This window comes from Micromonospora desertarenae, from assembly GCF_056150265.1.
The window spans coordinates 206,839-231,347 of record NZ_JAXCFQ010000006.1 but is presented as its reverse complement, the minus strand read 5'-3'; the positions used below and the strand labels follow the sequence as shown (position 1 = coordinate 231,347).

The window sequence follows — 24,509 nt, the reverse complement described above, 5'->3', positions numbered from 1 at the left end:
CGCCCGGCGGCATCGCGTACGACCGAGGCGTGGCACCGGCGGGTGTCACGCCTCGGCCGCGAAGACCACCTGGTAGCCGCTGGCCCGCAGGGCGCTGATCAGCGTGTCCGAGTGCTCCACCCCGCGGGTCTCCACCGACAACGCCACCTCCACCTCGCCCAGCCGCAGGTGCGGGTTGACCCGCTGGTGCTCCACGTCCACCACGTTCGCCCGGTGCTCGGCGATCTCGCCGAGCAGCGAGGCGAGCTGGCCGGGACGGTCCGAGCAGCGCACGGTGAACCGCAGGTAGCGGCCGGCGGCCGCCAGACCGTGCTCGATCACCCGCAGCATCAGCAGCGGGTCGATGTTGCCGCCGGAGAGCACCGCGACCACCGGCGCCTCGACCTGCACCGCGCCGGCCAGCAGGGCGGCCACCCCGACCGCGCCGGCCGGCTCCACCACCTGCTTGCCCCGTTCCAGCAGCATCAGCAGCGCCCGCGAGATGTCCTCCTCGGAGACGGTCACCACCTCGTCGACCAGCTTGCGGACGTGGGTGAAGGTGATCTCGCCCGGCCGGCCCACCGCGATGCCGTCGGCGATGGTGGCGAACGCGGGCAGGCGTACCGGCTCGCCGGCGGCGAGCGAGGGCGGGAAGGCGGCCGCCCCGGCCGCCTGCACCCCGATGACCCGGACGTCCGGGCGCAGTGCCTTGGCCGCCACCGCCATGCCGGAGATCAACCCGCCGCCGCCCACCCCGGTGATGATCGTCTTGACGTCCGGGCACTGCTCCAGGATCTCCAGCGCCACCGTGCCCTGGCCGGCGATCACGTCCCGGTGGTCGAACGGGTGGATCAGCACCGCGCCGGTGCGCTCGGCGAAGGTCTGCGCCGCGACCAGCGCCTCGTCGACGTTGTTGCCGACCAGCTCGACCTGCGCGCCGTACCCCTTGGTGGCGGCCACCTTCGGCAGCGGCGCGTTCACCGGCATGAAGACGGTGGCGTGCGTGCCGACCAGGCCGGCGGCGAGCGCGACCCCCTGGGCGTGGTTGCCGGCGCTCGCCGCCACCACGCCGCGGGACCGTTCCGCCTCGGACAGCCGGCAGATCCGCACGTACGCGCCGCGCACCTTGTACGAGCCGGCCCGCTGGAGGTTCTCGCACTTCAGCCACGCCGGCCCGCCGAGCGCCGCGCTCAGCGGGCGGGAGGGTTCCAGCGGGGTGGTGCGGGTGACGCCGGCGAGCAGGTCCCGCGCGGCCCGTACGTCGGCGAGCCCGACCAGTTCCGTCATGCCCCCGATCGTGCCACCCGCCACCCCCGCCCCCACCACCGACGCCCCGCGCACCCCGCGTCTCCGCGATGGTGCGGGTGTGGCCCGCGGAACGCACCGGCTGCCCCGGTTCGCCGGGGCGGGACGTGCGAGATCGGCGAGGTCAGACGGCGGCGGGGATGCGCGGGTAGCCCGGGGCGTGGCGGGTCCAGGGGGCCTGCAGCTCGAACTGGCCGGCGACGCCGAGGAGCAGCAGCTCCGAACCGGGCGGGCCGACCAGCTGCACGGCCACCGGCAGCCCGTCCGGGCGGCGGCCGACCGGCACCACCAGCGCGGGCAGGCCGGCGATGTTCCACGGCGCGGCGTACGGGGCGTAGCGGATGTTCGCCACCATGTTGGCCCGCCAGGACCGGCCGGACCACTGCTCGGCCTGCGGCGGCGGGCCGGCCAGCGCCGGGGTGAGCAGCAGGTCCACCGAGTGGTCGGTGAAGAAGCCGATGGACCGGTCCCGCCAGGCCGCCCGGTCGGCCTCCCGCACGTACCCGCGCCGCTGCGCCCACTCGCCGAGCGCGACGTGCCGGCGGCTGCGCGGTTGCAGGCTGCGCCGGTCCAGGCCGGCGGCGCGCGCGTCGGCGGCCGCCGCGGCGAACCAGGTGGCGATCCCCTGCAGGCCCAGCCGGGTCGGGTAGACCGGGTCCGCGGGGACGGTGTCGTGCCCGGCGGCGGCGAGCAGCCGGCCGGCGGCCGCCACCGCGTCCCGGTTCGGCTGGTCGATCCGGACCCCGCGCACCGGCGAGCGGAGCGAGACACCGACCCGCAGCCGCTGCGGCGGCACCAGCTTCTCCGGCCGGCGACCGGCCAGCACCGAGAAGCCGACCGCCGCGTCGGCGACCGTGGTGGCCAGCATGCCGTGCTCGGTGAGGCCGAACCAGTCGTCCGCGCCGAGCTGGCAGGGGACCACGCCCCGGCCGGGCTTGAGCCCGACCAGGCCGCAGCAGGCGGCCGGGATGCGGATCGAGCCGAGGCCGTCGTTGCCGTGCGCGATCGGCACCAGGCCGGCGGCGACCGCGGCGGCCGCCCCGCCGGAGGAGCCACCGGGGGTGCGGCCGGTGTCCCAGGGGTTGCGGGTCACCGCCGTCTCGTCGTCGGTCAGGCCCCAGAGGCCGAGTTCCGGCATCCGGGTCACCCCGAGGATCACCGCGCCGGCGCCGCGCAGCCGGCGGACCACCTCGTGGTCGGCCTCCGCCACGCCGGTACGCACCGCGGCCGACCCGTTCCAGGTGGGCAGCCCGGCGACCGGGGTGTTCTCCTTCACCGCCACCGGCACCCCGGCCAGCGGCAGGTTGGCCAGGTCCTCCTGCTCGTCGACCTTCTCCGCCTCGGTGATCGCCTCCCCGCCGCGCACCGTGCGGAACGCGGCGAGGTCGGCGTCGGCGCGGGCGATGTGGTCGAGGTGGTCGGCGACCACCTGGGTGGCCGTGACGTCGCCCCGACGCACGCCGCGGGCGATCTGCTTGGCGGTCGCCCCCACCCAGGTCGGCATGATGTCCTGCACGGCCACCCTCCCCAGCCAGCGGTCAGCCCAGCGCCTGCTCCAGATCGGCGAGCAGGTCGTCGACCGTCTCGATGCCGACAGACAGTCGCACGAGATCGCCGGGAACTTCAAGCGGCGAGCCGGCAGCACTTGCGTGTGTCATCCGGCCCGGGTGCTCGATCAGGGATTCCACCCCGCCGAGCGACTCGGCGAGCACGAAGAGCTTCGCCCGGTTGCAGATCTCCACCGCGTGCTCCTCGCCGCCGGCGGCCCGGAACGAGATCATGCCGCCGAACCGGCGCATCTGCTTCGCGGCCACCTCGTGCCCCGGGTGCGCGGGCAGGCCCGGGTAGATGACCTGGGCGACCTTGGCGTGCCCGTCCAGGTAGGCGGCGATCCGCTCGGCGTTGTCGCAGTGCCGGTCCATCCGTACGCCCAGGGTCTTGATGCCGCGCAGGGTGAGCCAGGCGTCGAACGGGCCGTTGATCGCGCCCATCGCGTTCTGGTGGTAGCGCAGTTCCTCGCCGAGCGCGGCGTCGGCCACCACCAGCGCCCCACCGACCACGTCGGAGTGGCCCCCGATGTACTTGGTGGTGGAGTGCACCACCACGTCGGCGCCGTGCGCGATCGGCTGCTGCAGGTACGGCGAGGCGAAGGTGTTGTCGACCGCCAGCAGGGCGCCGGCGTCGTGCGCGACGGCGGCCAGCGCGGCGATGTCGGCGATGCCGAGCAGCGGGTTGGTCGGCGTCTCCACCCAGACGATCTTCGTGGCGCCGGGGCGGATCGCGGCCCGGATCGCGTCCGGGTTGGAGACCTTGGCCGGGGTGAAGTCCAGCCCCCACCGCTCGGCGACCCGGGCGAAGAGGCGGTACGTGCCGCCGTACGCGTCGTCCGGGATCACCACGTGGTCACCCGGCTCGCAGACGGTGCGCAGCAGGGTGTCCTCGGCGGCCAGGCCGCTGGCGAAGGCGAGCCCGACCGGGCCGCCCTCCAGCGCGGCGAGGCACTCCTGGAGCGCGTCGCGGGTCGGGTTGCCGGAGCGGCTGTACTCGTAGCCCTGGCGGGGCGCGCCGACGGCGTCCTGGGCGTAGGTGCTGGTCTGGTAGATCGGTGGGATCACCGCGCCGGTGCGGGCCTCGGGGTCCTGACCGGCGTGGATGGCGAGCGTCTCGAAGCCGTGACTCATTCCCGGAACGTTAGTCGTCCCGCCCGTCCCAGCCCATGGAACCCGGGGCAGCTCACCTGCGCGCCGAACCTGGTCGACGCGCCGTCCGCCGGGCAGCCGACGGCCGGGACTACCCTGCCGGGATGAGCGGGTGCGTGTTCTGCGGCATCGTGGCGGGCGAGGTCCCGGCGTTCCGGGTGGCCGACGAGCCGGACGGGGTGGCGTTCCTGGACACCCGGCCGGTCTTCAAGGGACACGTGCTCGTGGTGCCGCGCACCCACCTGGTCACCCTGGCGGACCTGCCGCCCGACGCGCTCGCCGGCTACTTCGGCCTGGTGCGGCGCATCGCGGTGGCCGTGGAGACCGGTCTGGGGGCCGGCGGGACGTTCGTGGCGATGAACAACAAGGTGTCCCAGTCCGTCCCCCACCTGCACACCCACGTGGTTCCCCGGACCAAGGGGGACGGGCTGCGCGGCTTCTTCTGGCCCCGCACCCGCTACGCCGACGACACCGACGCCGCCGACCACGCCGCCCGGGTCGTCGCCGCCCTGCCCACCCCCTGACCGGGGGCCTCCGGGGTGCGGCCGGGGCGGCTCTGGCGCCACCAACCGCCCCCGGAGCGACGGCCGCGCCAGCGCCCGACGCGGTCGCGCCTGAGTGGTGGTGGGGCGGGTAAGGATGCGGGGTCCACCGGCGTTGCACGCTGGGAGAGGACGAAAGGAGTCCCACGTGTTCCTGCGCCGTATGAAGGCCGGTCTTCCGACCCCGGACCAGGCCCTGCCGGGCCGCCCGATCTCGATGCCGGTCGCCGACCGGCACGAGGTGCTGGGCACCCCGCTGAAGGGTCCGTTCCCCGAGGGCGCCCAGGTCGCCGTGTTCGGGATGGGCTGCTTCTGGGGTGCCGAGCGGCTGTTCTGGTCCCTGCCCGGCGTCTTCACCACCTCCGCCGGCTACGCGGGCGGCATCACGCCGAACCCGACGTACGAGGAGGTCTGCTCGGGGATGACCGGGCACGCCGAGGCGGTCCAGGTGGTCTACGACCCCAGCGTGATCAGTTACGAGGACCTGCTCAAGGTCTTCTGGGAGAACCACGACCCGACCCAGGGCATGCGCCAGGGCAACGACGTGGGCACCCAGTACCGGTCGGCGATCTACACGACGACCGACGAGCAGCTGGCCGTCGCGGAGGCTTCGCGGGACGCGTTCGCCCCGATCGTGGCGCGGGCCGGCAAGGGCGAGATCACCACGGAGATCCGCCCGCTCGGCACGTACTACCTGGCCGAGGACTACCACCAGCAGTACCTCGCGCCGACGAAGAACCCGAACGGGTACTGCAACCACGGCCCGAACGGGCTGAGCTGCCCGGTCGGCGTGGCGCGTACGGCGGGCTGACCGTCCCGACAGTCCGATTCCGGGCCTGCGGTGTTTGTCACACCGCAGGCCCGGCACATTTCCGGCATCCGTTCGGGCCGGGACAGGAACCACCGCCCGGGACTGCCCGCTACCGAGAGTGGCGGGCATTCTAGCCAACCTGTCATCTGACTGTCATCGGCTCAACGGGCGAACTGCAACATCCTCTGGCAGCATGGGCTCGCATGTGCGGACTTGCGGGTGAGTTCCGCCGTGACGGTTCACGCGCCGATGTGGCGGCGGTGGAGCGCATGGCGGCCACGATGAGTGACCGAGGGCCCGACGACAGCGGGGTGTGGTCCCAGGGGCCGACGGCCCTGGGCCACCGGCGTCTGAAGATCATCGACCTCTCGGCGGCGAGCGGCCAGCCACTGGTCGACCCCGACGCCGGCCTGACCGGCGTCTTCAACGGCTGCGTCTACAACTACCGGGAACTGCGGGCGGAACTGACGGCCCGGGGCCACCGCTTCTTCTCCACCGGCGACAGCGAGGTCGTGGTCAAGGCGTACGCCGAGTGGGGCCTCGACTTCGTCGACCACCTGGTCGGCATGTTCGCCGTGGCGATCAGCGAGCGGGACACCGGACGGCTGGTGCTGGCCCGGGACCGGCTCGGCATCAAGCCGCTCTACCTGGCCGAGACGCCCGGCGTGGTGCGGTTCGCCAGCACCCTGCCGGCGCTGCTGGCCGGCGGTGGGGTCGACACCACCATCGACCCGGTAGCCCTCGCCCACTACCTGAGCTTCCACAGCATCGTGCCGCCGCCGCGCACCATCCTGCGCGGGGTGAGCAAGCTGCCGCCGGCCACCGTCCGGGTCTACGAGCCGGACGGGCGCACGCACGAGCGGGTCTACTGGGATCCGTCGTTCACCCGCGACGCCGGCCGGACCGGCTGGTCCGAGCGGGACTGGCAGGACGCCCTGCTGGAGTCGCTGACCACCGCCGTGCGCCGGCGGATGGTCGCCGACGTGCCGGTCGGCGTGCTGCTCTCCGGTGGCCTGGACTCCAGCCTGGTGGTCGCCCTCCTCGCCGAACAGGGGCAGCGCGGGCTGGCCACCTTCTCCATCGGGTTCGACGCGGTCGGCGGCCGGGAGGGCGACGAGTTCGTCTACTCCGACCTGGTGGCCAAGACCTTCGACACCGACCACCACCAGATCAGGGTGGCCGCCGGCGACCTGGTGCCGCCGCTGGAGGCCGCCGTCGCGGCCATGAGCGAGCCGATGGTCAGCCACGACTGCGTGGCGTTCTGGCTGCTCAGCCAGGAGGTGTCGAAGCACGTCAAGGTGGTCCAGTCCGGCCAGGGCGCGGACGAGATCCTCGGCGGCTACCACTGGTACCCGCCGCTGGCGGGCGTCGACCGGGAGCGGGCCCTCGACACGTACGCCCGGGCGTTCTTCGACCGGGACGCGGCCGGGCTGGCCCGGGTGCTCAACCCGGCCTGGCTGGCCGACGGCGACCCGGCGCGGGAGTTCGTGGCCGCGCACCTGGCCCGGCCCGGCGCGCAGACAGCTGTCGACGCGGGCCTGCGGATCGACACCCAGGTGATGCTGGTCGACGACCCGGTGAAGCGGGTGGACAACATGACCATGGCGCACGGGCTGGAGGCCCGCGTGCCGTTCCTCGACCACGAGTTCGTCGAGCTGGCCGCCGGCTGCCCACCCGAGCTGAAGCTGGCCCAGGGCGGCAAGGGCGTGCTCAAGAAGATCGGCCGCCGGGTGCTGCCGCACGAGGTCATCGACCGGCCCAAGGGCTACTTCCCGGTGCCCGGCCTGACCCACCTGGAGGGGAAGCTGCTCGACCGGGTCCGGGACGCGCTCACCGACCCCGCCGCCCGCCGCCGCGACCTGTTCCGCGCCGACTACGTCGACGCGCTGCTGGCCGACCCGAACGCCGAACTGACCCCGCTGAACGGAAACAAGCTGTGGCAACTCGGACTCCTGGAAATGTGGCTCCAGAGCCACGGAATCGACTGACCGTGACCGACACCATCGCGACCGGGATGGCGCGCCTCGACCGGGCCCGCGGCGACGTCCGGCGGTACGAGCGGGTCGGTCCGGGCGGCGACCCGGTGGCGCCGGGCGGCGACGAGCCGCCGGCCGACGCCGCGGGCGTGGTGCTGGACTGCGGCTGGGGCCGGCTGGTCTTCGGGCAGACCTTCGCCGACCAGGCCGCCGTCGCCGACGTGCTGCGCTCCGAGGCGGCCGGCTCCCGGGACATCTGCATCTACCTGCGGGACCCGCACGTGCTGGTCTCCCGGCTGCCGGACGAGCTCTTCATCGACCCGTCGCTGACCTACCGGCTGCCGCTCGGCCCGGAGCAGCGGGCCGCCGAGGCGCCGGTCGATCTGCCCGGGGTACGCGTCCGGCCGCTGCGCGACGCCGCCGACGCGGACGCGGTCAACCGGATCTACGCGGCCAACGGGATGGTCACCGCGCCGGTCGACGTGCTGGTCGCCAACGCCCGCACCGACCGCTTCCTGCACCTGGTGGCCGAGGCGGCCGACGGCGCGATCGTCGGCACCGTCACCGGCGTGGACCATGTAGCGGTCTTCGGCGACCCGGAGCGCGGCGCCAGCCTGTGGTGCCTGACCGTCGACTTCAACCGGGCCCCGCCCGGCACCGGGCAGGCGCTGATCACCGAGCTGGCGTCCCGGCTGGTCGCCCGCGACCGGGCGTACGTGGACCTGTCGGTGCTGGCGGAGAACGAGGGGGCGATCCGGCTCTACGAGCGGCTCGGCTTCCACCGGACCGCCACGCTCTGCGTGAAGCGGAAGAACCCGATCAACGAGCGGCTCTTCCTGCCCGCCCTGCCCGACGGCTACGACCGGCTCAACCCGTACGCCCGGATCGTCGCCGACGAGGCGATGCGCCGGGGCATCCGGGTGGAGGTGACCGACCCGGCCTGGGGCGAGCTGCGACTGACCAGCGGCGGCCGGACCGTCCTCACCCGGGAATCGCTGTCCGAGCTGACCTCGGCGGTGGCGATGAGCCGCTGCGACGACAAGCGGGTCACCCGGCGGATCCTCGCCGAGGCCGGCCTGTCGGTGCCCCGCGGCCGGACCGCCACCGGCGACGACGGCGACACCGCCTTCCTGGCCGAGGTCGGCCGGGTGGTGGTCAAGCCGGCCCGCGGCGAGCAGGGCAACGGCATCACGGTCGGGGTGGCCGACCCGGCGGCGCTGGCCACCGCGGTCGAGCTGGCCGCCCGGTTCTGCCCGGACGTACTGATCGAGGAGTTGTGCGACGGCGAGGACCTGCGGGTGGTCGTGATCGACCACGAGGTGGTGGCCGCGGCGGTGCGCCGCCCGGCCGCCGTCACCGGGGACGGGGTGCACGACATCGCCGAGCTGATCGAGCGGCAGAGCCGCCGCCGGGCGGCCGCCACCGGCGGCGAGTCCCGGATCCCGGTCGACGAGATGACCCGGGACGTGCTGGCCGAGGCCGGCTACACCCTGCGCGACGTGCTGCCCGAGGGGGAGGTGCTGGTGGTGCGCCGGACCGCCAACCTGCACACCGGCGGCACCATCCACGACGTCACCGGCGACCTGCACCCGGAGATCGCCGAGGCGTGCGTGGCCGCGAGCCGGGCGCTGGACATCCCGGTCACCGGGCTGGACCTGCTGGTCGGCTCCCCGGACCGGCCGGAGCACGTCTTCATCGAGGCCAACGAGCGGCCCGGCCTGGCCAACCACGAGCCGCAGCCGACCGCCGAACGCTTCGTGGACCTGCTCTTCCCCGGCACCCGGGCCCCGCAGCGGCTCTGGTCGCCGGCCGGCGCGGGAGGTGCCGGGTGAGCCCGCGACCGCTGGAGATCGACCTGGACTACCTGCGCCAGGTGCTGGTGGAACTGCTGGAGATCCCGAGCCCGTCCGGGCGTACCGACCACGTGCAGCAGTACGTCGGCGAGCGGCTCTCCGCGCTCGGCATCGGCTCCACGCTGACCCGGCGCGGGGCGCTGAGCGCCTGCCTGCCCGGCCCCCGGGCCACCGGCGCCGACCGGGCGATAGTGGTGCACACCGACACCATCGGCGGGATGGTGAAGCGGCTCAAGGAGAACGGCCGGCTGGAGCTGAAGCCGATCGGCACGCACAGCGCCCGGTTCGCCGAGGGCGCCCACGTGCGGATCTTCACCGACGACCTGGACCGGGTGATCACCGGCCAGGTGCTCCCGCTCAAGGCCAGCGGGCACCGCTACAACGAGGGCGTCGACTCCCAGGGCATCGGCTGGGAGCAGGTCGAGGTGCGGGTCGACGAGCCGGTCTCCGACATCGCCGGGCTGCGGGCGCTCGGCGTCGACGCGGGCGACTTCGTGGCGTTCCTGCCCAACCCGACGGTCACCCCCGCCGGGTACGTCAAGTCCCGGCACCTCGACGACAAGGCGGGCGTGGCGGCGGTGCTGACCGCGTTCAAGGCGCTGGTCGACGCCGGCGTGCGCCCGGCGGTCACCGCGCACCTGCTGGTCACGGTGACCGAGGAGATCGGCCACGGCGCCTCGCACGGCCTGGATCCGGACGTGGCGGAGATCGTGTCGGTGGACGCGGCGGTGGTCGCCCCCGGCCAGCAGTCCCGGGAGGACGCGGCCACCCTGGCCATGGGCGACGGGGTGGGGCCGTTCGACTACCACCTGACCCGCAACCTCGCCTCCATCGCCGCCGAGCACGGGGTGCGCCTGGTCCGGGACGTCTTCGACTACTACCGCTCGGACGTGGCGGCGGCGGTGGAGGCCGGGGCGCACGCCCGGGTGGCGCTGCTCGGCTTCGGCGTCGACGCCACCCACGGGCACGAACGCACCCACCTCGACGGGCTGCGCCACCTGACCCAACTGCTCTGCCTCTACCTGCAGAGCGAGCTGGTCTTCCCGGAGTGGGACGCCGAACCGGAGGGCGACCTGGCCGACTTCCCGTCGCTGGCGGTGCAACCGGCCGGCGGGGAGGGCCCCCGGGAGGGCCCGATCGGCATCGCCGACGCCGCCGGGGCCGGCCCGCATTCCCGCTCGGGCATGTGATCGAAATCCGTTGCCGGGGGCAGCGGCACTGGATAGCGTGGCCGTACACGGGAAAGGAGGTGGTCCAGACTTGTATAGCAATCGGACTCGTGAGGTGGCTGTCCGCTAGCCGCTGTCCTCGACAGTAATCCGTCCGCCGCGAGGCGGGCACAGGCACCATCGTCGAGACCGTGTGGCAGCGGTGCGGCGAATCCACGACAGCCACCCGACCCCCGGGGTACCGGCCCAGTCCAGCCGGCCCGCGCGCGAGCGCGGAAGCCCCGGGGGTCGACCCTTTTCCGCCCCCGGGCCGGGGCCGGGCAGCCGGAGGTCAGCGTGTCGATGCGCGAGCTGGTGGTGCTGGGAACGGCCAGCCAGGCGCCCACCCGGCAGCGCAACCACAACGGCTACGTGCTGCGCTGGGACGACGAGGTGATCCTCTTCGACCCGGGCGAGGGCAGCCAGCGGCAGCTCCTCCACACCGGGGTGACCGCCACCGACCTGACCCGGGTCTGCGTCACCCACTTCCACGGCGACCACTGCCTCGGCCTGCCCGGCACCATCCAGCGGCTCTCCCTGGACCGGGTGCCCCGCCCGGTGGCGATGCACTTCCCGGCCGGCGGCGCCCAGTACTTCGCCCGGCTGCGGTACGCGTCCAGCTTCTACGAGACCGCCGAGCTGCGGGTCGAGCCGATCGAGGCCGACGGGCAGCGGATCGCGCTGCGCTGCGGCACGCTGGAGGCCCGCCGGCTGCGACACCCCATCGAGACGTACGGCTACCGGCTGGTCGAGCCGGACGGCTGCCGGATGCTGCCGGAGAGGCTGGCCGCGTACGGCATCAGCGGGCCGGCGGTGGGCGAGCTGCTCCGGGTCGGCCACCTCGACCTCGACGGACGCCGCGTCACCCGGGACGAGGTGAGCGTGCCCCGAGCGGGGCAGCGGTTCGCCTTCGTCATGGACACCGGCCTCTGCGACGGGGTGTACGCCCTCGCCGAGCACGCCGACCTGCTGGTCATCGAGTCGACCTTCCTGGAGTCGGAGGCCGCGCTCGCCGCCGAGGTCGGTCACCTGACCGCAGCCCAGGCCGCGCGGGTGGCGGCCGAGTCGGGGGTACGCCGGCTCGTGCTCACCCACTTCTCCCAGCGGTACGCCGACGCGAGCCGGTTCGCCGACGAGGCGCGCGAGCACTTCGACGGGGAGCTGGTGGTCGCGGAGGACCTGCTGACCGTGCAGGTGCCGCCACGGCGGGTAGCCTCGGCCGGGTGAGCGTCACCCTCCGCCCCGCCACCGAGGCCGACCTGATGCCGGTCGGCGCCCTGCACCAGCGCTCCCGGGTCGCCGCGTACTCGTCCTTCCTGCCGCCGGAGTCGCTGGCCGAGCCGACCGCGGAGGCGATGGGGTCGTACTGGGTCGAGCGGTGGGGCTGGGAACGCGACGACCACCTGATGACCGTCGCCGAACGCGACGGCGCGCTGGTCGGCTTCAGCTACGTCGGGCCGGACGACGAGGGTGACCCGGAGACCGGGCTGCTCCACGCGATCCACCTGGCCCCGGCCGAGCGGGGCCGCGGGGTGGGCCGGGAGCTGATGGTCGACGCGCTCGCCACCATGCGGTCCCGGGGCTGGTCCCGGGCGGTGCTCTGGGTGCTGGCGGAGAATGCCCCCGCCCGGCGCTTCTACGAGCGGGGCGGGTGGGCGCCGACCGGGGCGGAGCGGACGGACCTGATCGGTTCGGCGGTCACCACCCAGCTGCGCTACGCCCGGCCGCTGTGACCGGGCGTTCGCTCTGAGCGGATCGGGGCATGCTCGTCGATCCCGCCGCGTTGCCGGGGTCATGGAGACCGATCACACCGTGCCGGAGCCGGCCGAGGCCGCCGCTCTGGACGCGTACTCCCGGGTGGTCACGACCGTGGCGGCCCGGGTGCTGCCCAGCGTGGCCGCGCTGTCGGTGCGGACCGCGCGCGGGGCCGGGGCCGGCTCCGCGGTCACCGTGGGCGCCGACGGCCTGCTGCTGACCAGCGCGCACGTGGTGCAGGGCGCCGGCGGCGGGACGGCGAGCTTCGCCGACGGCACCGAGACCCGGTTCCGGGTGGTCGGCGCCGACCCGCTGTCGGACCTGGCGGTGCTGCGGGCCGAGGAGGCCACCGTGGCGCCGGTCGAGCTGGGCGACGCCGACGCGCTGCGGATCGGCCAGCTGGTCGTCGCCGTCGGCAACCCGATGGGGCTGGCCGGCTCGGTCACCGCCGGCGTGGTCTCCGGGCTGGGCCGCTCGCTGCCCGCCCGGGACGGCCGGGTGACCCGGCTCATCGAGGACGTGATCCAGACCGACGCCGCGCTGAACCCGGGCAACTCCGGCGGCGCGCTCGCCGACTCGGCCGGGCGGGTGATCGGGGTGAACACCGCTGTCGCCGGCTACGGGCTCGGGCTGGCCGTACCGATCAACGCCACCACCCGGCAGATCATCGCCGACCTGACCGCCGACGGCCGGGTCCGCCGGGCCTGGCTCGGCGTCGCCGGGGTGCCGGTGCCGCTGCCGCCGGAGGTCGCCGCGCGCACCGGCCAGCGGCGCGGGCTGCGGGTGGTCGAGGTGGTGCCGGGCAGTCCGGCCGGGTTGGCCGGGATCTACCTGGGCGACGTCATCGTCTCGGCCGGCGGGCGGCCGGTGCGCGACGGCCAGGGCCTGCAACGGCTGATGCTCGGCCCGGCGATCGGCACCCGGCTGCCGGTCACCGTGCTGCGCAAGGGCGCCTTCGTCGACGTGGTCGCGGTGCCCACCGAACTGACCCGCTGACCGCCGGCCGCACCACCGGGCACCGCCGCCGGATACGCGAAGCGGGCCGCTCCCAGCCGGGAGCGGCCCGCTTCGCGGTCGGTCGTGGATCAGCGGGCGCCGAGGTGCGCGAGCAGGTCCTGCCGGGTGAGCACGCCCTTGGGCTTGCCGTCCACCAGCACCAGCGCGGCGTCGGACTTCTCCAGCAGGTTGACCGCCTCGCTCACCGGCTGGCCGCCGCCGATCATCGGCAGCGGGTCGCCCATGTGCCGCTCGATCGTGTCGTGCAGGTGCGCCTGGCCGGTGAAGAGCGCGTCGAGCAGGTCCTTCTCGGCGATCGAGCCGGCCACCTCGCCGGTGACCACCGGCGGCTCGGCCTTGAGCACCGGCAGCTGGGAGACGCCGTACTCGCGCATGTAGTCGATGGCGTCACGGACCGTCTCGGTCGGGTGCACGTGCACCAGCTCGGGCAGCCCGCCCGGCTTGCCGGCCAGCGCGTCGGCCACCGTCGGCTCGGCGCCGGAGTTGTCCAGGAAGCCGTAGCGGGCCATCCACTGGTCGTTGAAGATCTTGGACAGGTAGCCCTTGCCGCTGTCCGGCAACAGCACCACGACCACGTCGTCCGGGCCGGCCTTGCGGGCCACCTCCAGCGCGGCCACCACGGCCATCCCGCAGGAGCCGCCGACCAGCAGCCCCTCCTCGCGGGCCAGCCGCCGGGTCATCTCGAACGACGCCTTGTCGGAGACCTCGACGATCTCGTCGGCCACGCCCCGGTCGTAGGTCTCCGGCCAGAAGTCCTCGCCGACACCCTCCACCAGGTAGGGCCGGCCGGTGCCGCCGGAGTAGACCGAGCCCTCCGGGTCCGCGCCGATGACCTTGACCCGGCCCTGCGAGGCCTCCTTGAGGTACCGGCCGATGCCGGAGATGGTGCCGCCGGTGCCCACGCCGGCCACGAAGTGGGTGAGCCCGCCCTCGGTCTGCTTCCACAGCTCGGGGCCGGTGGTCTCGTAGTGCGAGCGCGGGTTGGCCGGGTTGCTGTACTGGTTGGGCTTCCAGGCGCCGGGGATCTCCCGGGCCAGCCGGTCGGAGACGTTGTAGTAGGAGCGCGGGTCCTCCGGGGCCACCGCGGTCGGGCAGACCACCACCTCGGCGCCGTACGCGCGCAGCACGTCCTGCTTGTCCTGGCTGACCTTGTCCGGGCAGACGAACACGCACTTGTAGCCCTTGAGCTGCGCCACCAGGGCCAGCCCGACGCCGGTGTTGCCGCTGGTCGGCTCGACGATGGTGCCGCCCGGCTGGAGGATCCCGGCGGCCTCGGCGTCCTCGACCATGCGCAGCGCGATCCGGTCCTTCACCGAACCGCCCGGGTTGAGGTACTCCACCTTCGCCAGCACGGTCGCCTGGATGCCCCTGGTGACGTTGCGCAGCCGCACCAGCGGGGTGTTGCCGATCAACTCGACGACGTTGTCGTAGTACTGCACCTCGTTGTGCCCTTCTCCTCCGGCGCCGGCGCCGGCGGCCGGGCTGGTGATTCGCGGTTTCCCGCGCCCAGGGTACGTCGGGTCAGGGCACCACGTGCCCGGGGATCACCGACCGGCGACGCTCCTCCCACTCCAGGAAGCGCTCGGTCTCGGCGAGCACGCTGCCGGCCAGCCAGGTGACCATGACCGCGTCGTCGGCCAGGCCGAAGATCGCCAGCGGGATCTCCGGGAGCAGGTCGATCGGCGAGACGATGTACGCCGTCGCCGCGGTCATCAGGGCCAGCCGGAGCCCACCGTCGTACTCGCCGCGGGCGGTGGCCCGGATCATCCGGGGCAGCGCCGCCAGCCGCGCCCCGAGCGACGGGCCGCCCCGCGCGCCGGCCATCAGCGCCCGGGCCAGCGCGGTGAACGCCGCGCTCCGCTTCAACGTCTTCGCCATCTCTTCCGCCCCTCTCCGGGTGCCAGGGTGCCGCGCCCGCGCAACCCCGCGCCGGCCGCTCCGGCCGGCACCCGTACCGGTACCCAGCCGTCGTGTTCCCGGCACCCCGCCCGCCGGCACGACGACAGCGTCCTGTCGTGCCGGCGCGATAATGTCGCCTCATGGGGGTCGCGGGTTCCGTCGTACCGGTTGGTCCGGGCTGGCAGCGCGCCCGGCGGGTCGCCCGTTTGGCGGCGATCGGCACGGGCGCGACCGTGGCGGCCGCGGCGGCGACCACCGGCGTGCTGCTCGGCCAGGCCCGGCAGGCCCGGCGCACCATCCCGATGGCCGAGGCACCGCCCCCGCGCTGCGACGGGGTCTACGGCGCCAAGCTGCCCGGCCCGCCGGTCACCATGGTCATCCTCGGCGACTCCTCGGCGGCCGGCTACGGGGTGCACCGTCGGCGGGAGACCCCGGGCGCGCTGCTCGCCACCGGCCTGTCCCGCCGGTTGCAGCGGCCGGTGCGGCTGCACCGGTTCGCCGTGGTCGGCGCCATCTCCGCCGGGCTCCGGCACCAAGTCGAGGCGGCGCTGGAGTGCCGGCCCGACATCGCGGTGATCCTGATCGGCGGCAACGACGTCACCAACCGCACCCCGCTCGGGCTGGCCGTGCGCTACCTGGTCGAGGCGGTCCGGGCGCTGCGCGCCGCCGGCTGCGAGGTGGTCGTCGGCACCTGCCCCGACCTGGGCGCCATCCGGCCGATCCAGCCGCCGCTGCGCTGGCTGGCCCGGCGCTGGAGTCGCCAGCTCGCCGCCGCGCAGACGGTGGCCGTGGTCGAGGCGGGCGGTTGGACGGTCTCCCTCGGCGACCTGCTCGGCCCCCGGTTCGCGGCCGAGCCCACCCGGATGTTCGCCTGGGACCGCTTCCACCCGTCCGCCGAGGGCTACGCGGTGGCCGCCGCCGCGCTGCTGCCCACCGTCCTCTCCGCGCTGGGCGCCGGGCCGGAACGCCGCCCCGCGCCGGTGCGCGGAGAAGGCGTACGGTCGCTGCCGGAGGCCGCGCAGGAGGCGGCCCGGCACGCCGGCACCGAGGTCAGCGGCACCCAGGTCCGGGGCCGCGACCGCGGTCCCGCCGGCCGCTGGGCGCAGCTGCGCCGGCGGGCGTTCTTCGGTGCCGGTGCCGTGCCGCAACCGGGTCGCGCCACCGACTCACCCACAGTGGAGGGACTGGCATGAGCGAGCGATTCATCAGGCTCAGCGCGACGGTGCCTCGTGGCGGCACGCAGCGCAGCGGAGTGCCGTCATGAGCGAGCAGATGATCACCTCGGGGCTCGCCCGCCGGCTGGGCCGGGCGGCGGCGCTCTCCCTGGTCGCCGGCACGGTGGGCGGCGCGGCCGTCCTCGCCGGCCAGGCCTTCCTCGCCCGCCACCGCCAGTACGCCCAGCCCGAGCTGGGGCTCGCGCTGCGCGCCACGGTCGGCCGCACGGGCGCGCCGCCGCTGCGGCTGGTGCTGCTCGGCGACTCGTCCGCCCTCGGGGTCGGGGTCGCCCGCCTCGACGACACGATCGGCGGCCAGCTGGCCAACCTGCTCGCCGAGGGCCCGTCCGGGCGGCAGGTGCACCTGTCCAGCGTCGGCGTCTCCGGCTCCCGGGCCACCGACCTGGCCACCCAGGTGGCGCGGGCGCTGCTCGGCGAGCGGCCCGACGTGGCGGTGATCCTGATCGGCGCCAACGACGCCACCAGCCTGCGCCGCCCGGCCGACGCCGCCGCGTACCTCGGTGCGGCGGTGCACCGGCTGCGCGAGGCCCGGGTGGAGGTCGTCGTCGGCACCTGCCCCGACCTCGGTGCGGTACGCGCGATCGCGCCCCCGCTGCGGCAGCTCGTCGGCTGGTCCGGGCGGCGCATCGCCCGCGCCCAGACCGCCGCGGTGCTCGACGCCGGCGGCACGGTGGTCGACCTCGGCACCGAGACCGGGCCGGTGTTCCGGGCCGACGCGGGCACCCTCTGCCACGACGGCTTCCACCCCTCCGCCGACGGCTACCGGGTCTGGGCGCACGCCCTGCTGCCCGCCGTGGCCGCCGCGGCGGCCGTCGCCTCCCGCCACTGACCCGCGCCCCCGCCGGGGCGCGACCGCCCGACGCCCTGGCCCGGCGGTCGGCGCCCCTGGCCCGGGGCCGGGCCCAGCGAGATCGTGCTCGATCCTGGATGTAGTGGCCTCCGAGCGCCCCGGTGGCCACCACATCCGGGATCGAGCGCGATCATCCGGCGGCCGGCGGGCGGCGACCGGTTCCCGGGGTGACATTTCCCGCCGGGTGCGCGGCTTCCGTGCCAAGTTACCCGGGGGTTAACGTTGGTTCATGCCGACTGAGTCGTCCCGCGACGCTGTCATCGTCGCCACCGCCCGCTCCCCCATCGGCCGGGCGCACAAGGGGTCCCTGCGCGAGGTCCGCCCGGACGACCTCGCCGCGACCATCGTCCAGGCCGCGCTCGACAAGATCCCGGCGCTCGACCCGACCGAGATCGACGACCTCTACCTCGGATGCGGCCTGCCCGGCGGCGAGCAGGGCTTCAACATGGCCCGCGTGGTGGCCACCCTGATGGGCCTGGACGGCCTGCCGGGCGCCACCGTCACCCGCTACTGCGCCTCGTCGTTGCAGACCACCCGGATGGCGATGCACGCGATCCGGGCCCGCGAGGGCGACGTCTTCATCTCCGCCGGCGTCGAGTGCGTCTCCCGCTACGCGCGCGGCAACTCCGACGCCCTGCCGCCGGAGGCGCAGGCGCTGGTGGGCGGCGGCTGGGAGAACCCGCGGTTCGCCGAGGCGCGGCAGCGGTCCAAGGCGCGCGCCGAGGCCGGCGCCCCCGTCTGGACCGACCCGCGCGAGGCCGGCGAGCTGCCGGACATCTACCTCGCCATGGGGCAGACCGCCGAGAACCTGGCCCAGGTCTACGACGTGACCCGCGCCGACATGGACGAGTTCGGCGTACGCAGCCAGAACCTGGCCGAGAAGGCGATCGCCGACGGCTTCTGGGCCCGGGAGATCACCCCGGTCACCACTCCGGACGGCACCGTGGTCAGCACCGACGACGGCCCGCGTCCCGGGGTCACCCTGGAGGGTGTCGCCGGGCTGAAGCCGGTGTTCCGCCCGGACGGCCGGATCACCGCCGGCAACTGCTGCCCGCTCAACGACGGCGCCGCCGCCGTGGTGGTGATGAGCGCCCAGCGGGCCCGGGACCTGGGGCTCACCCCGCTGGCCCGGATCGTCTCCACCGGCGTCACCGCGCTCTCCCCGGAGATCATGGGCCTCGGCCCGGTCGAGGCGTCCAAGCAGGCGCTGAAGCGGGCCGGCATGACCATCGACGACGTCGACCTGGTGGAGATCAACGAGGCGTTCGCGGCCCAGGTGATCCCCTCCTACCGCCAGCTCGGCATCCCGCTGGAGAAGCTGAACGTGGCCGGCGGCGCCATCGCCGTGGGGCACCCGTTCGGCATGACCGGCGCCCGGATCACCGGCACCCTGCTCAACGCCCTGGAGTGGCACGACAAGAGCATCGGCCTGGAGACGATGTGCGTCGGCGGCGGCCAGGGCATGGCCATGGTCCTCGAACGCCTCAGCTGAGCCAGCGCCCGGTGCCGGCAAGGGCCCGGGGTCAGAGCGCGCCGCGGGTCGCCGTCACCTCGGCGGCGGCCCGCGCCAGCACCTCGGGTGGCGGGCCGGCGGCGACCAGGTCGGCGGCGACCACCCGGAGCTGGTCGGGCAGGGCGAGGTCGTTGTCGAGCCGGGGCACCGTACGGCGGGGTTGCCCCTCGGCGTCGGCGGCCAGGTTGGCCACCTCCTGCACCAGCCGGTGCACCAGGTCCCCCCGCGCCGCGTTGCCGCCCGCCGCGGCGGCCGCCCACCGCGGCTGCTCCCAGTGCCCCACCTGCCGCACCAGCAACTCCACCGCCCGCCCCAACTCCGTCCCACTCACCCGCCCACCCTACGACCCCCCCTCCTGTTGATCATGAGGTTGGCGGCGGCAACCGCGATCCACTTCGCCGCCAACCTCATGATCAACGGGGATCCGGGGTGGGGGTTAGCGGCGGAGGTAGGAGAGGAGGCGGAGGATCTGCCAGTAGAGGAAGATCAGGCCGACCAGCACGCCGAAGGCGCAGAGCCAGGCGTACCGGCGGGGCAGGGCGGCCCGGACCGACCGCTCGACCAGGTCGAAGTCGAGGACGAAGCTGAGCGCGCCCGCGATGATCGCGACCACCGAGAACGCGTACGCGGGCCAGCCGACCTCGCCGGTGAGGCTGTAGATTTCCAGCCCCTGCCGGCCGGTGACCAGGTAGACGACCAGGTTGACCAGGCTGATCGCGACGATGCCGAGCAGCGTGCCGACCACCAGCCGGGCCAGCAGCGGCGTGGCCCGGACCAGCCGGGCCCGGTAGAGCAGCGCCATGCCGAGGAAGACGCCGAAGGTGCCGGCCACCGCCTGCACCACGATGCCCGGGTAGACCATCTCGAACGCCCGGCTGGCCACCCCCAGCAGCAGCCCCTGGAGCAGGGCGTAGCCGACGATCGGCACCGGATTCGTGATGCCCCGCCAGGAGATCACCACGGCGAGCACCACCCCGGCCAGCGCGGTGCCGGCCAGCGCGGCGGGCACCCAGACCGCCTGCGGCACCACCACCCAGGCGGCCGCGGCGGTGACCCCGGTGAGCAGCAGCAGCCCGACCGTGCGGACCACCACGTCGTCGACGGTCATCGCCTCCGCACCGCCGATACCGAGCACCCGCCGCTGCACCCGGCTGGTCTCGTCCAGCCGGGTCAGCACCGGGTTGCTGCTGCGCACGTCGCCTCCTCCGCCGCGTACCCCTCGCTGTCACTCTGCCCCGGCCGGCCCGGCGGCGACGGGCAAACGCCGCGGCCCGGCGCGGGCGGCAGCCGGGCCGGGAAACGACGCCGCAGCCCGGCGCGGGCGGCAGCCGGGCCGGGAAACGACGCCGCGGCCCGGCGCGCGCGGCGGCGGAAAGCGACGGCGCCCGCCACCGCGGTGCGGGGACGGGCGCCGGTCGGCTGCGGGCGGGGTCAGTCGTCGCCCTGGAAGTAGCTCAGCAGGCGGAGCACCTCGAGGTAGAGCCAGACCAGGCTGACCAGGATGCCGAAGGCGGCCACCCAGGAGTAGCGCTGCGGCAGGCCCATCCGGACGCCGTCCTCGACCTCCTTGAAGCTGAGCACGAAGCTCAGCGAGGCGACCACGATGCAGACCAGGCTGAAGCCGATGGCCAGCGGGCTGCCGTCGCGCAGGCCGGTGTTGACGCCGAAGAGCGCGAACACCAGGTTGATCAGCATGACCGCGAAGAGGCCGGCCATGACGGCGATCATGCCCTTGACGAACTTCGGGGTCGCCCGGATGACCTTCGCCTTGTAGAGCATGGCCATCAGGAAGAAGACACCGAAGGTGGCCACCACGGCCTGGAGCACGATGCCGTCGTAGAGCGAGTCGAAGGCCTTGCTGACCATGCCGACGAAGACGCCCTCGACGACGGCGTACGTGACGACCAGCGCCGGGTTCGCCATCCGGGAGAACGAGATGATCAGGCCGAGCACCAGACCGACGATCGCGGCGCCCATCCAGGCGACGCCGACCAGGGCGTCGGGCACCAGCACCCAGGCGGCCGCGGCGGAGACGCCGAGGATGCCCAGGAGCGTGACGGTCTTCACCACGACGTCGTCGAGCGTCATGGGGGCGACGGTCGGCGGCGCAACCGGGTAGCCCGCCTCCGTCGGGTACTGCTGGGGGTAGCCGGGCTGTCCGTACGGCCCGGTCGGGGCGTACCCGGCGGAGCGCTCCCGCTCGGCCGCCTGGCCGAGCCGGGCGAGCACCGGGTTCGAAGTCTTCACTGTCAGGCCTCCCTCAGGGGGTTGATGCACGTGAACGTGCACCGTCAAGAGTAAACGGCCCGGCCGGTCCCGTGGAGATCAGCGACCTGAAGGGAAGCTGAAAGTGTCGGTGCCCGGGGCGGGGGTCGAACCCGCACGCCTTGCGGCAGCCGCTTTTAAGGCGGCCGTGTCTGCCGTTCCACCACCCGGGCGAGGGACACCGGCGCGTCGACACGCGCGGTGCAGTGTCACGGTAGCGGGTCGTCGGCGACCCGGCGTACCCCGTCGCCCGGCCCACACTAGGGTCGAGACCGTGAGCAGCGCAGCGCCCACGGCCCCCGACGCCGTCCCTGAACAGGCTGTCCACCCCACCGAAAGGGCGCTCGGGGCCCGGCTGGCCCGGCTGCTGGCGGCCGCCCGGCGGCAGCGTACGGACCTGCTCGTCGGGCTGCTCTTCGTGGCGCTCGCCGGTTGGCTCACCCACGGCCTGTGGCCCGACCCGGCCGGCCGGACGCTGGCGCTCAACCCGGCGGACCAGACCCTCTACGAGTGGTTCCTCGCGATGGACTCGCGGGCCCTGCTGGGCGACTTCGGCCTGCTCAGCGACCGGCTCAACGCGCCGGACGGGGTGAACCTGATGACCAACACCTCGGTCATCGCGCTCGGCGTGCTGCTCGCCCCGGTCACCCTGCTGCTCGGCGCGCCGGTCACCTTCGCCCTGCTGGCGGCGGCGAACCTGGCCGGCACCGCGATCGCCTGGTACCTGCTGTTCACCCGGACCCTGCGGGCCCGCCGGCTCGCCGCCGGGCTGGGCGCCGCGCTCTGCGGCTTCGGCCCGGGGATGGTCTCGCAGACCAACAGCCACCTGCACATGACCGCCCAGTGGCTGGTCCCGGTGATCGTCTGGCTGGTGGTCCGGATGCTGCGCGCCGCCGATCCGGGCCCGGCCGCGCCCGGCGCCGACGGCACGGGACGCACCGGGCCGGACCGGCGCCGGCTGACCACCTCGGCCATCGGCCTCGCCGCCGCGGTGACCGCGCAGGTCTTCGTCGGCGAGGAGGTGCTCTTCCTCAGCGCCGTCACGCTGCTGGTCATGGCGGTCAGCTACGCGGTGGTGGACCGGGACCTGGCCCGGCGCGCGCTGCCCGGCTTCGCCGGCGGCATGCTGCTCGCCACCGGGCTGGCCCTGCTCGTGCTCGCCGGGCCGCTGTGGTTCCAGTTCGCCGGTCCGCAGGGCGTCGCCGACGGGATGTTCAGCCCGGACTACTTCTCGGCGGACCTGCGCAGCTGGTGGTCGATCTCCCCCCTGTCGGTGGCCGGCGGCGCCGAGGCGGCCCGGCTCACCACCGGCCCGGCCGAGTACAACACCTTCCTCGGCTGGCCGCTGCTGGCGGTCACCGCCGGCTGCGCGCTCTGGCTGGGCCGCCGCCCGCTGGTCGTCGCCTGCGTGGCCGGCGCGCTCGCGATGGGGGCGCTCTCGCTCGGTCCCCGGCTGGTGCTCGACGGCGACCGCACAGCGGTGCCCGGCCCGTACGCCCTGATCGCCGGGCTGCCGGTGGTGGACGGCGCGCTGCCGATGCGGTTCGCCCTCGCCGTACTGCCGCTGACCGCCACCCTGCTGGTGCTGGCGGTGGACCGGGCGCTGCGCGACACCGGCCGGGTCCGCCGGCTGGTGCCGGCGCTGGTCGGCGCGGCGCTGCTGCCGCTGGCGCCGACGCCGCTGCCCACCGCCGACCGCCCGCCGGTGCCGGAGTTCATCACCGGGGGCCACTGGCGGCAGTGCGTGAAGCCGGGCGGGGTGCTGGTCCCGGTGCCACTGCCCACGCCGAGGGATCCCTGGCCGATGCGCTGGGCGGCCGCCGCCGACGCCGCCTTCGGCATCCCGGAGGGCTTCTTCATCGGCCCGTACGGCCGGGACGGCACCGCCGCGATGGGCACCTTCAAGCAGCCCACCTCGGCGCTGCTGGCCGAGGTCGCCAGGCGCGGCCTGCAACCGGCCATCGGCGACGAGCAGCGCCAGCAGGCGGCGAGGGACGCCGACTTCTGGGGCGCGTCGTGCGTGGCCCTGGCGGTGGACACCCCGCACGCGGAGAGCCTGCGCGGCACCCTGGAGCAGCTCTACGGCCCGGGCACCCGGGTCGCCGACGCCTGGATCTGGCGGGTCTGAGCGCGGGCGGCACGGCCGGGCGCGGAGACGGCGAACGCCCCTCCGGGCGGAGGGGCGTTCGTCGACGTGCGTGGGTCAGCCGCGCGCGGCGCCGACCGGCTGGGACGCCTCGGCGAACTCCTCGCGCGGGTCGTGCAGCTGGCCGAGGGCGACCACCTCGCGCTTGAGGAAGAACGCCAGCGTCCAGTCGACCACCACCCGGACCTTGCGGTTGAACGAGGGGATCCGGCTCATGTGGTACGTCCGGTGCATGAACCAGGCCGGCCAGCCCTTCATCTTGACCCCGTACACCTGGGCGACGCCCTTGTGCAGGCCGAGGCTGGCCACGCTGCCGGCGTGCTTGTGCTTGTACTCCACCGGCTCCCGGCCGCGGATGACGTTGACGATGTTGTCGGCCATCCGGGCGGCCTGGCGCACCGCGTGCTGGGCGCTCGGCGAGCAGTACGCCCCGGGCGGGCCGGTCAGGTCGGGCACGGCCGCGCAGTCGCCGGCGCTCCACGCCCCCTCGACCACCCGGCCGCCGTCGACCACCTGGAGGGTCGGCAGGCAGGTGACCCGGCGCCGCTCGTCGCGCGGGAAGTCGGTCGCGTCCAGCAGCGGCGACGGCTTGACGCCGGCCGTCCAGACGATGGTGTCGGCCTTGAAGCTGTCGCCGTCCGAGAGCTTGACCACCCCGTCGACGCAGGACTCCAGCCGGGTGTCCAGCCGGATGTCCATGTCCCGCTTGAGCAGCTGCTGGACGGTGTAGGCGCCCATGTCCCGGTCGACCTCGGGCAGCACCCGCTGGGTGGCCTCGACCAGCACCCAGCGCATGTCCGTCGGCTTCAGCTCCGGGTAGTAGCGCAGCGCGTCACGGGCCATGTCCTCCATCTCGGCGAGCGCCTCGATGCCGGCGTACCCGCCGCCGACGAAGACGAAGGTCAGCGCGCTGCGGCGGACCTCCGGGTCGGGCGTGGCGGCCGCCACGTCGAGCCGGTCCAGCACGTGGTTGCGCAGGTAGATCGCCTCGCCGATGGTCTTGAACCCGATGCCGTGCTCGTGCAGACCGGGGATCGGCAGGGTCCGGGAGACCGAACCGGGCGCCACCACCACGTGGTCGTACCGGATCTCCCGGGTCGGGCCGCTGATCGGCTGCACCACGGCGGTCCTGCGGTCGTGGTCGATCCGCGTCACCGCGCCCGCCACCACCTTGCACCGGCGCAACTCCCGTCGCAGCGGCACCACGGAGTGCCGGGGGGAGATGTTGCCGGCCGCCGCCTCGGGCAGGAACGGCTGGTAGGTCATGTGGGGCTGCGGGTCCACCACGATGACCTCAGCCTCACGGGAGCTGAGCTTCTTCGACAGGCGCAGGGCCGCGTAGAGACCGACGTGCCCGGCACCCACCACAAGGATCCGCTTCGGATTCACGTCATCTATCTTTCCCCGCGCGGCTCGGCTAATCCCGTTCGCGCCCCCCTTCTGTGACCGAGCACAA

Annotated in this window: 20 protein-coding genes, 1 tRNA gene and 1 pseudogene; 12 read left to right on the top strand and 10 right to left on the bottom strand. The window is 74.4% G+C overall.

What is annotated here, in order from left to right; all coding sequences use genetic code 11:
* Nucleotides 1–45: 45 nt before the first annotated feature.
* The 3 genes from ilvA to SM577_RS15295 all read right to left on the bottom strand — a co-directional run bounded on the left by ilvA (nucleotide 46) and on the right by SM577_RS15295 (nucleotide 3,965).
* Nucleotides 46–1,266 carry a threonine ammonia-lyase gene (gene ilvA / locus SM577_RS15305; protein WP_302918170.1) on the bottom strand — a complete coding sequence of 407 codons (1,221 nt, stop codon included), beginning with the start codon at nucleotides 1,264–1,266 and terminating at the stop codon, nucleotides 46–48.
* Nucleotides 1,267–1,408: 142 nt separating this feature from the next.
* The gene (locus tag SM577_RS15300; protein ID WP_302918171.1) at nucleotides 1,409–2,806 is read right to left on the bottom strand and encodes an amidase; all 1,398 of its coding nucleotides are present in this window, start codon (nucleotides 2,804–2,806) and stop codon (nucleotides 1,409–1,411) included.
* Between the two features lie 16 nt (nucleotides 2,807–2,822).
* On the bottom strand, nucleotides 2,823–3,965 hold the full coding sequence (locus SM577_RS15295) for a cystathionine gamma-synthase (protein ID WP_474587155.1): 1,143 nt from the start codon (nucleotides 3,963–3,965) through the stop codon (nucleotides 2,823–2,825).
* Between the two features lie 122 nt (nucleotides 3,966–4,087).
* Here SM577_RS15295 and SM577_RS15290 point away from each other — a divergent pair, with 122 nt between their 5' ends.
* The 8 genes from SM577_RS15290 to SM577_RS15255 all read left to right on the top strand — a co-directional run bounded on the left by SM577_RS15290 (nucleotide 4,088) and on the right by SM577_RS15255 (nucleotide 13,124).
* Entirely contained in the window at nucleotides 4,088–4,507 is a 420-nt protein-coding gene (locus SM577_RS15290) for an HIT family protein (protein WP_474587154.1), read from the top strand.
* Nucleotides 4,508–4,673: 166 nt separating this feature from the next.
* Entirely contained in the window at nucleotides 4,674–5,336 is a 663-nt protein-coding gene (gene msrA / locus SM577_RS15285; protein ID WP_474587153.1) for a peptide-methionine (S)-S-oxide reductase MsrA, read from the top strand.
* A 203-nt stretch (nucleotides 5,337–5,539) separates the two neighbouring features.
* Nucleotides 5,540–7,324 (top strand): N-acetylglutaminylglutamine amidotransferase, encoded by a 1,785-nt coding sequence (locus tag SM577_RS15280; protein WP_474587152.1) that lies wholly within the window; start codon nucleotides 5,540–5,542, stop codon nucleotides 7,322–7,324.
* Nucleotides 7,325–7,326: 2 nt separating this feature from the next.
* Nucleotides 7,327–9,144 carry an N-acetylglutaminylglutamine synthetase gene (gene ngg, locus SM577_RS15275; protein WP_474587151.1) on the top strand — a complete coding sequence of 606 codons (1,818 nt, stop codon included), beginning with the start codon at nucleotides 7,327–7,329 and terminating at the stop codon, nucleotides 9,142–9,144.
* Nucleotides 9,141–10,355, top strand: coding sequence for an osmoprotectant NAGGN system M42 family peptidase (locus SM577_RS15270; RefSeq protein WP_474587150.1), 1,215 nt, complete (start codon nucleotides 9,141–9,143; stop codon nucleotides 10,353–10,355). The genes ngg and SM577_RS15270 overlap by 4 nt, the downstream gene beginning before the upstream one ends.
* A gap of 315 nt (nucleotides 10,356–10,670) precedes the next feature.
* Nucleotides 10,671–11,600, top strand: coding sequence for a ribonuclease Z (locus SM577_RS15265; RefSeq protein ID WP_474587149.1), 930 nt, complete (start codon nucleotides 10,671–10,673; stop codon nucleotides 11,598–11,600).
* Nucleotides 11,597–12,106 (top strand): N-acetyltransferase family protein, encoded by a 510-nt coding sequence (locus SM577_RS15260; protein ID WP_474587148.1) that lies wholly within the window; start codon nucleotides 11,597–11,599, stop codon nucleotides 12,104–12,106. Before SM577_RS15265 ends, SM577_RS15260 begins: the two co-directional genes overlap by 4 nt.
* Nucleotides 12,107–12,167: 61 nt before the next feature.
* Nucleotides 12,168–13,124: a S1C family serine protease gene (locus tag SM577_RS15255; RefSeq protein WP_474587147.1), complete on the top strand. Its 957-nt coding sequence runs from the start codon at nucleotides 12,168–12,170 to the stop codon at nucleotides 13,122–13,124.
* Nucleotides 13,125–13,213: 89 nt separating this feature from the next.
* Here SM577_RS15255 and SM577_RS15250 read toward each other — a convergent pair whose 3' ends face one another.
* Together SM577_RS15250 and SM577_RS15245 are read right to left on the bottom strand one after the other, a co-directional pair.
* Nucleotides 13,214–14,584, bottom strand: coding sequence for a cystathionine beta-synthase (locus SM577_RS15250; protein WP_302918181.1), 1,371 nt, complete (start codon nucleotides 14,582–14,584; stop codon nucleotides 13,214–13,216).
* A gap of 82 nt (nucleotides 14,585–14,666) precedes the next feature.
* Nucleotides 14,667–15,023, bottom strand: a complete 357-nt coding sequence (locus tag SM577_RS15245) for a YkvA family protein (RefSeq protein ID WP_302918182.1) — start codon at nucleotides 15,021–15,023, stop codon at nucleotides 14,667–14,669.
* A 161-nt stretch (nucleotides 15,024–15,184) separates the two neighbouring features.
* On the opposite strand from SM577_RS15245, the pseudogene SM577_RS15240 reads away from it, so the two are divergent.
* The 3 genes and pseudogenes from SM577_RS15240 to SM577_RS15230 all read left to right on the top strand — a co-directional run bounded on the left by SM577_RS15240 (nucleotide 15,185) and on the right by SM577_RS15230 (nucleotide 18,621).
* Nucleotides 15,185–16,308, top strand: a pseudogene (locus tag SM577_RS15240) (SGNH/GDSL hydrolase family protein).
* On the top strand, nucleotides 16,305–17,108 hold the full coding sequence (locus SM577_RS15235) for an SGNH/GDSL hydrolase family protein (protein WP_302918183.1): 804 nt from the start codon (nucleotides 16,305–16,307) through the stop codon (nucleotides 17,106–17,108). The pseudogene SM577_RS15240 and the gene SM577_RS15235 overlap by 4 nt, the downstream one beginning before the upstream one ends.
* Before the next feature lie 250 nt (nucleotides 17,109–17,358).
* Nucleotides 17,359–18,621, top strand: a complete 1,263-nt coding sequence (locus SM577_RS15230; RefSeq protein ID WP_474587146.1) for an acetyl-CoA C-acetyltransferase — start codon at nucleotides 17,359–17,361, stop codon at nucleotides 18,619–18,621.
* Nucleotides 18,622–18,652: 31 nt separating this feature from the next.
* Here the strand turns inward: SM577_RS15230 and SM577_RS15225 are convergent, their stop codons facing one another.
* The 4 genes from SM577_RS15225 to SM577_RS15210 all read right to left on the bottom strand — a co-directional run bounded on the left by SM577_RS15225 (nucleotide 18,653) and on the right by SM577_RS15210 (nucleotide 21,080).
* Entirely contained in the window at nucleotides 18,653–18,973 is a 321-nt protein-coding gene (locus SM577_RS15225) for a hypothetical protein (protein WP_302918185.1), read from the bottom strand.
* Nucleotides 18,974–19,078: 105 nt separating this feature from the next.
* A complete protein-coding gene (locus SM577_RS15220) occupies nucleotides 19,079–19,837 on the bottom strand; it encodes a Bax inhibitor-1/YccA family protein (RefSeq protein ID WP_474587145.1) in 759 nt (252 codons plus the stop codon).
* A 236-nt stretch (nucleotides 19,838–20,073) separates the two neighbouring features.
* On the bottom strand, nucleotides 20,074–20,889 hold the full coding sequence (locus SM577_RS15215; protein WP_109900256.1) for a Bax inhibitor-1/YccA family protein: 816 nt from the start codon (nucleotides 20,887–20,889) through the stop codon (nucleotides 20,074–20,076).
* Between the two features lie 110 nt (nucleotides 20,890–20,999).
* Nucleotides 21,000–21,080, bottom strand: a tRNA-Leu gene (locus tag SM577_RS15210).
* Nucleotides 21,081–21,181: 101 nt separating this feature from the next.
* On the opposite strand from SM577_RS15210, the gene SM577_RS15205 reads away from it, so the two are divergent.
* The gene (locus tag SM577_RS15205) at nucleotides 21,182–23,035 is read left to right on the top strand and encodes a hypothetical protein (RefSeq protein ID WP_474587144.1); all 1,854 of its coding nucleotides are present in this window, start codon (nucleotides 21,182–21,184) and stop codon (nucleotides 23,033–23,035) included.
* Nucleotides 23,036–23,110: 75 nt separating this feature from the next.
* On the opposite strand, the gene SM577_RS15200 is transcribed toward SM577_RS15205, so the two are convergent.
* Complete coding sequence (locus SM577_RS15200) at nucleotides 23,111–24,442, bottom strand: NAD(P)/FAD-dependent oxidoreductase (protein ID WP_302918188.1); 1,332 nt, start codon at nucleotides 24,440–24,442, stop codon at nucleotides 23,111–23,113.
* Nucleotides 24,443–24,509 lie beyond the last annotated feature (67 nt).